The sequence below is a fragment of the Flavobacterium sp. B167r genome, from assembly GCF_056824315.1.
The window spans coordinates 1,797,741-1,810,216 of sequence record NZ_CP124859.1; the positions used below are offsets into that span (position 1 = coordinate 1,797,741).

Consider the following 12,476-nt stretch of genomic DNA (forward strand, 5'->3'; position numbering starts at 1 on the left):
ACAAACTAATTACTTTCTATATCTTTGTAGGATGAATGAAAATCTTGATCCTACTACTAAAGGATATAACTCAGAAGAATTAGATCTTGAAAAAAAATTACGTCCACTGTCATTTGATGATTTTGCGGGCCAAGATCAAGTTTTGGAAAACTTAAAAGTTTTTGTTGCCGCTGCGAATCAGCGTGGCGAGGCACTTGATCATGCTCTTTTTCACGGACCTCCCGGTCTTGGTAAAACTACATTGGCAAATATATTAGCCAATGAGCTTGAAGTTGGGATAAAAATTACTTCAGGACCTGTATTGGACAAACCTGGAGATTTGGCTGGTTTACTTACTAATTTGGATGAACGTGATGTTTTATTCATTGATGAAATTCATCGACTGAGTCCGGTTGTTGAAGAATATTTATATTCAGCAATGGAAGATTTCAAGATTGATATTATGATTGAATCGGGACCGAATGCGAGAACTGTACAAATCAATTTGAATCCTTTTACTTTGATTGGAGCTACTACGCGATCAGGATTGTTGACGGCTCCTATGCGTGCTCGTTTTGGAATATCTTCACGCTTACAATATTACACTACTGAACTTTTAACTACTATTGTAGAAAGAAGTGCGTCTATATTAAAAATGCCTATTGATTTGGAAGCAGCAATAGAAATTGCGGGAAGAAGTCGTGGAACTCCTCGTATAGCAAATGCGTTATTAAGACGAGTTCGTGATTTTGCGCAAATTAAAGGAAATGGAAGAATTGATATAGAAATTTCAAGATATGCCTTAAAAGCATTAAATGTGGATGCTCATGGTTTGGATGAAATGGACAACAAAATATTGCTGACCATTATCAATAAATTTAAAGGAGGACCAGTTGGACTATCAACTTTGGCAACGGCAGTTAGCGAAAGTAGCGAAACAGTAGAAGAAGTATACGAACCCTTTTTAATTCAAGAAGGATTTATAATGAGAACACCCCGTGGAAGAGAGGTTACAGATAAAGCATATAAACATCTGGGGAAAGTGAATACTAATAATCAGGGAGAGTTATTTTAAGACTGATAGGAATATGTCTATAAGCAAAAAATATAATTACCCGCAAAGTCTCTCTATTTTTAGGTTTTTAGTTGATGCAGAAGGAGTTCGTAGAAATCCGATACCATATCATAAAAAATATTTTGAGTATTTTGGCGATTCTTTTTCCATAAAAATTGGTAAGTCAAAACACATTGTGCTATCAAGAGACAATGATGTTGCTCAATATATACTTCAGAAAAACCATAAAAATTACAATAAATCTAAGTTTCAGTCTGTTTATCTATCAAAATATTTAGGTAAAGGACTTCTAACTGTTGATGGAGAATATTGGCTAAAACAAAGAAGACTTATTCAACCTGCATTTCATAAACAAAAAATGAATCAGCTGGTTGAAAATATGAAAACTACAATTGTTTCTGAGTTGGATGGAATGGTTGTAAATGTAAGTGTTGATCTTTTTCCTTTAATGAGTGAATTGGCTTTTAATATAGTTGCTAAATCATTATTTCAATTTTCGATTGAAGAAAAGAAATTAGATCGAATTAAATATATTATTGAAGCGGTTCAGAATTTTCTAATTAAGGAAATTAGGCTTCCACATAAAGTGTGGTGGTTTTCTATTACTGGTCAAGTAAAGAAACATCTTGAACTAGCAGAAGAAAATAATGAAATCATTAGAGGAATTATTGAAGAAAGAACGGCTTCAAAAATTGAACTCAATGATTTGCTTAACATGCTTTTGGAAACTCGTTACGAAGACACTGGCGAGGGTATGTCTATTGAACAATTAATAGACGAAATCAAAATTCTTTTTATTGCAGGGCATGAAACAACTGCCAATGCTCTTACTTTTACATTGCATTTATTAGGAAATCATCAGGATGTTCAGCAAAGGGTGCTAGAAGAAATCCTTAGGGTTGAATCTGAGAGCAACGACATTGTTGAACAACTTCAAAAAATGACTTATATAAATGCAGTTTTGAATGAGTCAATGCGCTTGTACCCTCCAGCATGGATTACAGATAGACAAAATGTTGAAGATGATACTTTAGGAGATTTTAATATAAAAAAAGGTACTTTAATTGGTGTTTCTTTTTATGAATTACATCGAAATCCGAAATATTGGGAAAATCCAGATGATTTTAATCCAAATCGTTTTTTAGGAGAACAGAAAAAGCATTCTATGCAATATTTTTATCCTTTTGGAGCAGGGCCAAGAATGTGTATTGGAGCAGGTTTTGCTATCTATGAAATGTGTCTGGCAATTTCTTATATTGTCAAAAAATATAAGATTGTTTCAGTAAGGAATACTGTAAATTTTAATCCGTTGATTACCTTAAAACCTGTTGGCATTGAAGTTGTTTTTTCTGAAAGATAATGATTAATTCTAAAGAAAAATATTCGAAATTTATAAAAGAAGAAGCCAAAAGACTTGGCTTTCTTTCTTGTGGAATATCTAAAGCAGGTTTTTTAGAAAAGGAAGCTCCTCGGCTTGAAAACTGGTTAAAGAATAATCGAAATGGTCAAATGGCTTATATGGAAAACCATTTTGATAAACGTCTAAATCCAACTTTATTGGTTGATGATGGTAAAAGTGTGGTCTCACTTTTACTTAATTATTACCCAGATTCAATACAGAACGATGAAAGCTTTAAGATTTCTAAATATGCTTACGGACAAGACTACCATTTTGTAATTAAAGATAAACTAAAAGAATTTCTCCATTCGATTGAAGAAAATATTGGAGAAGTTTCGGGACGTGCTTTTGTTGATTCTGCACCTGTTTTAGACAAAGCTTGGGCTGCTAAAAGCGGTTTGGGCTGGATAGGAAAAAACAGCAATTTGATTACTCAAAAAGTCGGCTCTTTTTACTTCATTGCCGAACTTATTATTGATTTAGAATTGGAATACGATCATGCCGTTACAGATCATTGTGGGTCTTGCACAGCTTGTATCGATGCGTGTCCTACGCAAGCGATTGTGGCTCCTTATATTGTAGATGGTAGTAAATGTATTTCTTATTACACCATTGAATTAAAAGAAAATCTTCCTGAAGAAATGAAAGGGAAATTCGACGAATGGATGTTTGGTTGCGATACTTGCCAAGATGTTTGTCCATGGAATCGATTTTCTAAACCGCATTCAGAACCTTTGTTTAATCCTAATCCAGATTTACTTTCTTTTGCAAAAAAAGACTGGATAGAGATTACCGAAGAAACTTTTAAGCAAGTCTTTAAAAACTCTCCTATTAAAAGAACAAAATTTGATGGGTTAAAACGTAACATCAAGTTTTTGCAATAGTATACTTATTTTTTAATTGTTTATATTGTTGTCTATCAGTTGTTTGTGGTTTTTCTCATTCCCCGTATTTTAACTTCTTATATTTGTTATTTGTCAATAAATTCTGTAGGAATTTAAATTTACCGCAATTATTTAAGAAAATTCCCCTGTTTCTTTGTCAAATGTTTATACTTTTTTGATTTTCAATAGATAAACAGGTGTTAAAAACTGTTGTTTGACGAGTATATGTGCACTTCATCGGAATAATGACGCTCGTTTTCAATTCTCGATATACTTTCGCACTTTCCAAATCTGCTTAATTTAAAACCTGAGAGACTTTTATAGTCTTTACGTTACTATATGTCAATGGTCTGCATGATGTCTTTTTTATGTGTAAGTCTTGAAAAAACTTTTTTAAGTTTTTTAAAATCCAATATATATATTTTCACGTATCTCCTCAAGATGCTAAAAACGATCATCTGTTTTTTTGCATTCAAAATTTCTTTTCCACAAACCCAAGTTGTCTATGTGTAACTCTACTTTTTATAAGTCTGGATTTTCTAGGCTAATTTTTCTTATTGTTTTTTTCTTACTAAACTCTTACAGTGTTTCGGCTCAGTTTTATTCAAAACACTATATTGCGCCAGCTCCTTGGCAGTATTTTAGTAAAGCGAATGAAATTGTAATATCTACAAATTCGCTTGTAGATATTGATATTACAATCACAAAAAGTGATGGTACAGCTGTAACAACTTTGACGGCTAAAAAAGGAAAACCAGCAGTTTATAGGTTTACGCTTTTGGCAAGAAATCTTCCAATGAATGCTTTAAATACTGTTCTTAACGGAGCGGGACTAATCGTAACAAGTACTGGACCTACAGCAGTTAATTTGAGAAATATTGCTTCTGATGATTATAAGGATGATGAGAATAGAGACGCCAATATTAAAGGAAATGCCGCTCTAACAAGCTTTGGAGATGCTGGACTTGGAATAAGATTTAGAGTAGGTTATTACAGAGATGGATCATTGGGCAGTTTTAGCACTTTCGGTGAGCAAAGGCCAATATACAGTATTATGGCGACTGCTAATAATACTACTATAAAAATTAATAATGCAGTTGTAACGACATTAAATCAAGGGCAAAGTTATTTATTTAAAGCGAATATTGGAACCTTAGTAGAATCTTCAAATCCAATAGTTATGAATACGTCAGCAGCCATTGATATGCCTGGTGGTTGTGGAGATGGAGCTTTCAACCAAATTCCTCCAGAATCGGTTTTAGGAACAGAATATTTTCTTGAAAGAGGAACAGGAAATGATACTGCAGAACAAACTACTGTCGTGGCTACAAAAGATGATACAGCACTAACTGTACAAAGCTTTACAACTGCAGGAGTTTTAGTTCCTAGTTTGACTAAAACAGTAATTTTAAAAAAAGCAGGTGATTTTTTTACTTTTGTAAATGGAGTTTCAGTTACAAATTTTACAACATCTCGAATTTCTGCAGATAAAAGAGTTGCAGTCTACTCAGGGACTGCACAAAATTGTGAAGTTGATATTTCTAGTATTGCACCAGTATCAGAGTGTGGAGGATCAGAGTTTGTAGAAACTACTAAATTTAAGAGCTATAGCTCAGGCAATTTAGATTATTTTGGATATATTTTATTAAGAAGTGCATCTGAGGATGTAAAGATTAATGGCGTAAAAACCACGGATATATCTGGAATTGGAGCTCGTTTTCAAATTGGCTCAACTGGATGGTATATAATAAATTTTAATAGTGAGAAAATAGGAAGACCTGAGGTTCTTTCTATTGAAAGTAAAGCTAAACTAACGGTTTCGATAGTACAGCAAGCAGGAGGTTTCTCGATGGCTGGTTTTTTCTCAACTTTTGCCGCGTTACCAGGAGATCCAGGTTTGACTTATATTGAAGGAGGAGGTTGTACCAATAACTCAGCGGAATTAACGACGCCACCTGGTTTTGCGCCATATCAGTGGTATTACAATGGAACAGCAATTAGTGGTGCTAATTCTCCAACATATGTTGCAACAAAAACGGGTAATTATTCAGTTTCTTCGACATTAGTATGTGGGGCTCAGACTCCTTCTAAAACAGTTGCAGTAGCGTTATGTACTGATTTAGGAATTACTAAAACAGTGGATAATGCAACACCATGCGTTGGATCTAATGTAGAATTTACAGTTAAAGTTAGTAATTTGGGAGGAAACAATGTTTCTGGAATTTCAGTGACTGATTTACTTCCTTCAGGTTACACTTATGTAAGTTCAACACAATCAGTTGGAGTGTATAATTCTACAACAGGAGTTTGGACGATTGGTGATGTAGAAGCTCAAACATCAATGACATTAAAAATTGTTGCCACTGTAAATGCATCTGGAAATTATACCAATACAGCATCATTACCAAATGGAATAGATACAAACGCAGCAAACAATTCTGCAAGTGCAGCAGTAAGTCCAAAATCTCCGAATCTTGTGATAACAAATCCTGCTTCAGTTTGTGCACCTTCAACTATAGATTTGACAGCTTCTAGTATTACAGCAGGAAGCTCTTCTGGCTTGACACTTTCTTATTGGACAAATGCAGGAGCTACAACTGTGTTATCATCATCAAATGCTGTTGTAGCTTCTGGAACATATTACATAAAAGCAGTTTCATCTGATGGATGTTCAGTTGTAAAGGCAGTTGTAGTTACAGTAAATCCGCAACCTAATACGCCTAGTATTACTTCAAGAACTACCAATGCTACTATAGTCGATGGCTCAATCAGTTGTTTTGGAGGAAGTAGCATTACATTAAGAGCGCCTAGCAGCAGCGGATATTGGTGGTCAACAGGTGATACTACACGTGATATTACTGTTACTACAGATGGAACTTATTCAGTTAAAGTATCAAATAGTTCAAATTGCATAAGTGATAGCTCTTCTGCAGTTTCTGTTACATTTGCCCCAGCGCCAGTAGCTTCTGATCAATCATTCTGTGCTTCTGAAAACAAGAAAGTAAGTGATTTAGTCGCGACAGGAACCAATTTAAAATGGTATAGCGCTGCAACAAACGGAACGCAATATGCAGCAAATGCTTCATTGACTGCTGGAAATTATTTTGTTAGCCAAACTCCTGCAAATGGATGCGAAAGTACAAGAACCCAAGTAAAAGTTACAATAAGTTCTTCATCTGCACCAGTTGCTTCTGCACAAACATTTTGCTTTGCAGAAAATAAAAAAATAAGTGATTTGGTAGCGACAGGAACCAATTTGAAATGGTATAATGCTTCAACAAATGGAACACAATATTCAGGAACAGAAACATTAGTTACAGGAAATTATTACGTAAGCCAGACGGCTGGCACTTGTCAAGAAAGCGCTAGAACATTGGTTGCAGTAACAATAAATAATATTCCATCTCCACCAACTGCATCATCTCAGACTTTTTGTGGAACAGATTCGAAAACAGTAAATGATTTAATAGCTACTGGTACTAATTTAAAATGGTACAACGCTTCAACAAATGGAACACAATATTCAGGAACAGAAACACTATCGTCAGGCAATTATTATGTGAGTCAAACTAATAGTTGTGGAGAGAGTACAAGAAGAACTGTCTCTGTAACAGTAAATAATACAGCAGCCCCTACAGTTTCTGCTCAGACATTCTGTTCTGTAGAATTAAAGAGAGTAAGTGATTTATCTCCTTCAGGATCATCATATAAATGGTATAGTGCTAATACAGGTGGTACTTTATATATTGGAAATGAAATACTTGTGACAGGAAGTTATTATTTAAGCCAGACAGCAAACGGATGTGAAAGTTTAAGAAGAGCCGTAAGTGTAACGGTAAATGAAACTCCAGTAGCACCATCAGCAGTAAATCAAGTTTTCTGTTCAGGAGAAAATAAAATAGTAAATGACTTAAAAGTTACTTCAGGAAGTATTTTGAAGTGGTATAATGCCAGTACAGGTGGGACACAATATTTAGGAAGTGAAATTTTAACTTCGGGTAATTATTACGTAAGTCAAACAATTAATAATTGTGAAAGCGGAAGAACTTTGGTGGGAGTTACAGTAAACCCAACACCAGCAACACCAACAATATCAACAGAACAATCAACAACATTCTGTCAGGGAGAAAGTATAACTTTAAAGTCAAGCGGAGGAAGTGCTTATTTATGGTCAACAGGAGCGACAACAGAATCTATTATTGTATCAGCTTCAGGAAATTATAGTGTTCAGGTAACAAATGCTACTGGGTGTCCTAGTTCATTCTCATCTCCAATTACTATAACTGTAAATCCAATACCGACTCCACCAACTGCATCGACTCAGACATTCTGTTCATTAGAAAATAAAAAAGTAAGCGATTTGACGGTTACTTCAGGAAGCGATATAAAATGGTATGCAGCGTCGACAGGAGGAAGCGTATTGGATTTGACAGATGTTCTGACAACAAAAACTTATTATGTTAGCCAGACAACAAACGGATGCGAGAGTTCAAGGACTTCAGTATCGGTTACAGTAAATCAGACACCTACTTCGCCAGCATTGAGCGCTATTACGCAACCAACATGTTTAGCATCTACTGGAAGTTTTATTATTAATAATTATAACCCAGCTTATAATTATACAATAACTCCTTCAGCTGGAGTTAAAAATAATTCAGGAACAATTACTGCGCCTACAGGGAGTTATACTATTTCTGTATCGTCTAATGGATGTTCTTCTGATGATGTAAGTTTCGTTATTAATTCAATCTTATGTGCTAATGAAGATCAATTTGGAACAAAAGCTTCGGAATCTATTGCCGTAAATATTGGTAATGTTAAAACAAATGATACCTTAAACGGAGTAGCCGTTACAGACGCAAATACAGTTGTAAAGATGGGCAGTAATGGACCATTAAGCGTTGATACTAATGGTGATATAACCCTTGCTGCTAATACACCAAGTGGCACATACAGTATTATCTATGAGATCTGTGAAAAAGGAGCAAATCCTGCAAATTGTAAAACAGCAACTGCAGAGGTTAAAGTTGTAAATGCAATAGATGCAGTAATAGATAGTATTGATCCAATAAACGGAAACATAGGAGGAACTACAATATCATTAATATCAAACGATACTTTTAAAAATACTAAAGCTGTAATTGGAACTAATGCGGGAGAAGTAGCAATAAGTATTGTTGGAACTTTACCATCAGGATTGGCGTTAAATGCAAATGGTACTATTACAGTTAGTCCAAATACGCCAAAAGGAAATTACAGTATTGAATATAAGATATGTGAAGTAGGTGCAGTTCCTGCAAACTGTGACTCAGTAACTATTACTGTGCCAGTTACAGCAGGAAATCTAGTGGCAAACGCAGATGAGATTCCATCAGTTTTAGGTTCGGATGTTCCTCAGACTTTAGGAAAAAATGTTTTTGATAATGACACTAAAAACGCACAGCCGTTAAACCCATCAGATGTTACGCTGAAAACTACAACGTCAGATCCAAAAGGCTATCTGACATTGAAGCCAGACGGAAGCATTGTTTTAGGCGCTAATCCGCCAGCAGGAGAATATGAATTGACATATGAAATCTGCGAAAAATTAAATCTGGACAACTGCAGCTCGAATACTGTAAAAGTAACAGTTAGCTTGCCTGTAATCGATGCGGTTGAGGATGTGATTGCATCAATAAACGGAAATATCGGAGGAAAAACCATTTCATTAATTGGAAATGACACTTTAAACGGAAATCCAATTACAGTTGGAACAGCAGCAGGAGAAGTTAAGTTTGAAATTATCGGAACGCTTCCAACGGGACTTTCATTAAATTCAGATTACACAATAAGCGTTGCGCCAAATACGCCAAAAGGAGATTATGAAGTAGAATATAAAATCTGCGAAAACACCAATCCGTTAAACTGCGACTCAGTAACTATTACTGTGCCAGTTACAGCAGGAAATCTAGTGGCAAACGCAGATGAGATTCCATCAGTTTTAGGTTCGGATGTTCCTCAGACTTTAGGAAAAAATGTTTTTGATAATGACACTAAAAACGGACAGCCATTAGACCCAGCAGATGTTACGCTTAAAACTACGACGTCAGATCCAAAAGGATATCTGACATTGAAGCCAAACGGAAGCATTATTTTAGGCGCTAATCCGCCAGCTGGAGATTATGAACTGACTTACGAAATCTGCGAAAAATTAAATCTGGACAACTGCAGTTCAAATACTGTAAAAGTAACAGTGAGCATTCCTGTAATCGATGCGGTTGAAGATGTGATAGCTTCAATAAACGGAAATATCGGAGGAAAAACCATTTCATTAATTTCAAATGACACTTTAAACGGAAATCCAATTACAGTTGGAATAGCAGCAGGAGAAGTTAAGTTTGAAATTATTGGAACTCTTCCAACGGGACTTTCATTAAATTCAGATTACACAATAAGCGTTGCGCCAAATACGCCAAAAGGAGATTATGAAGTAGAATATAAAATCTGCGAAAACACCAATCCGTTAAACTGCGACTCAGTAACTATTACTGTGCCAGTTACAGCAGGAAATCTAGTAGCAAACGCAGATGAGATTCCATCAGTTTTAGGATCGGATGTTCCCCAGACTTTAGGAAAAAATGTTTTTGATAATGACACTAAAAACGCACAGCCGTTAAACCCGTCAGATGTTACGCTGAAAACTACAACATCAGATCCAAAAGGCTATCTGACATTGAAGCCAGACGGAAGCATTGTTTTAGGCGCTAATCCGCCAGCTGGAGATTATGAACTGACTTACGAAATCTGCGAAAAATTAAATCTGGACAACTGTAGTTCAAATACTGTAAAAGTAACAGTGAGTATACCTCTAATCGATGCGGTTGAAGATGTGATTGCATCAATCAATGGAAATATCGGAGGAAAAACCATTTCATTAATTTCTAATGACACTTTAAACGGAAATCCAATTACAGTTGGAACAGCAGCTGGAGAAGTTAAGTTTGAAATTATCGGAACGCTTCCAACGGGACTTTCATTAAATTCAGATTATACGATAACTGTTGCGCCAAATACGCCAGCAGCAAATTATAATGTAGAATACAAAATCTGTGAAAATACTAATCCGTTAAATTGTGATTCGGTAATTTCAGTTGTACCAGTTAAAGGAAGTAAACTTGTAGCAAACGAAGATCTTGTGCCAGCAGTTGGGGTAAATGTTCCTCAAGAAGTAATTAATGTTTTTGCAAATGATACAAAAGATGGAAATGCATTAGTGCCTTCAGATGTAAATCTGAATGTGACTAAAACAGATCCAAAAGGATATTTAACTGTAGATGCAAACGGAAATGTTACACTAGCACCTAACGCACCTGCAGGAGAATATGAACTAACTTATGAAATCTGCGAAAAATTAAATTCAAATAACTGTGATTCAAATGTTGTAAAAGTAACGGTAGCAGAACCAAAAATGACAGTTGTAGCAAACAGCTATTGTTCAAACAATGCTCCTTATGTTAATTACACCGTTACGCCAGATAATTTTACAACAAATAATTTACTAACGATTAAGTGGATTGATAGTAATAATAATGTTGTTGCGACTCAGACAAATCTGCAATTAAGCGGAAATATTTTATGGCCAGGAGCGCAAATTGATACCAATGGAAATGGAGTTGATTGGCCAGGATGGATTTTAAATAATGGCATATGGATAGAAGGTGTCGACGGATTTGAAGCTACCAGAAATGGAGTGAGAATGGAGTTTTCATTAAACCCTACTGTGACGGTTACTGTTGCTTATCCGCCTACTAAACCAGATTGTAATGCACGTCCAACATTTTCTATAAAAGCAAATAATGATGAGACAGGACCAATAAATGTGAAAAAAGGAGCAAATGCTACGGTTAATATTTTTGAAAACGACTTATTGAATGGAGCGGAAATTAAACCTTCAGATGTTATTTTATCTGTGCCAGTAGTAAATCCAAACTTCTCATTAAATGCAAATGGTTCAATCAACATTGCGACAAATACGCCAGATGGAGTTTACGAATTGACTTATCAGATTTGCGAAGCTGCAAACACATCAAATTGCAGTCAGGCGGTAATTAAAATTACAATTGATAATGTTGCAGATCCAGTTTCGCCAACGGCAAATGAGATTACTTTAAATAATGACAATGATGTAAGTGCCGACGGAATTAACGGTTCTTTAGAATTTATCAATGTTTTAGAAAATGATTTAATAAACGGACAGCCAATTAATCCAGCAGATGTTATTTTAAAACCATTAATACCTGACGCCTATTTTGAGTGGAATGCAGACGGAACAGTAAGCGTAAAACCAAACACACCAGGGAATACGTATACATTAACATATCAAGTTTGCGAAAAGGCAAATCCAACAAATTGTTCTACGGCGACATTAAATGTTTTTGTTGAAGTTCCAGCTATTTCTGTTGTTAAAACCGCAGTTTTCAATGACGAAAATAAGAGCGGTTTTGCAAATGCAGGAGAAACAATCACATACAAATTTACTGTAACAAATACAGGAAATGTGCCTCTTGTCGGAATCACAATAAACGATCCGTTGCCTGGAGTAGTTGTTTCAGGACAAGCAATCAATTTGGGAGTTAACGAATCTAACGAAACTAATTTTACAGCAGTTTACAAAATAACTCAGGAAGATATTAATCGAGGAAGCGTGAGTAATCAAGCAACTGTAAAAGGAAGCAGTGTGAGAGGAATTGTGGTTGAAGACAAGTCAGACGATGCAAGCAATAGCGGAGACAATCCAACAGTCTTAGACTTAAACGGATGTTCTATTAAAGTATTGAATGCTTTCTCTCCAAACGGAGACAGCAAGAATGCAAGGTTTTATATAAGAGGAATAGAATGTTATCCAGACAATACCGTTGAAATTTATAACCGTTGGGGAGTTCTGGTTTTCAACATAGATAAGTATAACAATAACGATCGAGTTTTTGTTGGATATTCTAACGGACGTTCTACAATCAAACAAACTGATGGTCTTCCGGTTGGAACGTATTTCTATGTTTTAAAATACAAAGACGGCACTCAAAACTCTCACCAAGAATCAGGGTATTTATATCTTAATAAATAAAATTGGACTACGGCTTAGTGCTAACTAGGCCGTTCT

4 protein-coding genes are annotated in these 12,476 nt (G+C 35.4%); all 4 read left to right on the top strand.

The genetic code is table 11. The features are described from left to right. The first annotated feature begins 31 nt into the window (after positions 1–31). The 4 genes from ruvB to QLQ96_RS08095 all read left to right on the top strand — a co-directional run bounded on the left by ruvB (position 32) and on the right by QLQ96_RS08095 (position 12,440). Complete coding sequence (gene ruvB, locus QLQ96_RS08080; protein WP_482496166.1) at positions 32–1,054, top strand: Holliday junction branch migration DNA helicase RuvB; 1,023 nt, start codon at positions 32–34, stop codon at positions 1,052–1,054. A 13-nt stretch (positions 1,055–1,067) separates the two neighbouring features. Beyond that, complete coding sequence (locus QLQ96_RS08085; protein WP_482496168.1) at positions 1,068–2,414, top strand: cytochrome P450; 1,347 nt, start codon at positions 1,068–1,070, stop codon at positions 2,412–2,414. Next, positions 2,414–3,337, top strand: coding sequence for a tRNA epoxyqueuosine(34) reductase QueG (gene queG / locus QLQ96_RS08090; protein WP_482496171.1), 924 nt, complete (start codon positions 2,414–2,416; stop codon positions 3,335–3,337). Before QLQ96_RS08085 ends, queG begins: the two co-directional genes overlap by 1 nt. Positions 3,338–3,842: 505 nt before the next feature. Next, positions 3,843–12,440 (top strand): Ig-like domain-containing protein, encoded by an 8,598-nt coding sequence (locus QLQ96_RS08095; protein ID WP_482496172.1) that lies wholly within the window; start codon positions 3,843–3,845, stop codon positions 12,438–12,440. Positions 12,441–12,476 lie beyond the last annotated feature (36 nt).

Coding starts and splice junctions, on each gene's coding strand:
- ruvB (WP_482496166.1), top strand. CDS start 32: ATGAATGAAAATCTTGATCCTACTACTAAAGGATATAACTCAGAAGAA.
- QLQ96_RS08085 (WP_482496168.1), top strand. CDS start 1,068: ATGTCTATAAGCAAAAAATATAATTACCCGCAAAGTCTCTCTATTTTT.
- queG (WP_482496171.1), top strand. CDS start 2,414: ATGATTAATTCTAAAGAAAAATATTCGAAATTTATAAAAGAAGAAGCC.
- QLQ96_RS08095 (WP_482496172.1), top strand. CDS start 3,843: ATGTGTAACTCTACTTTTTATAAGTCTGGATTTTCTAGGCTAATTTTT.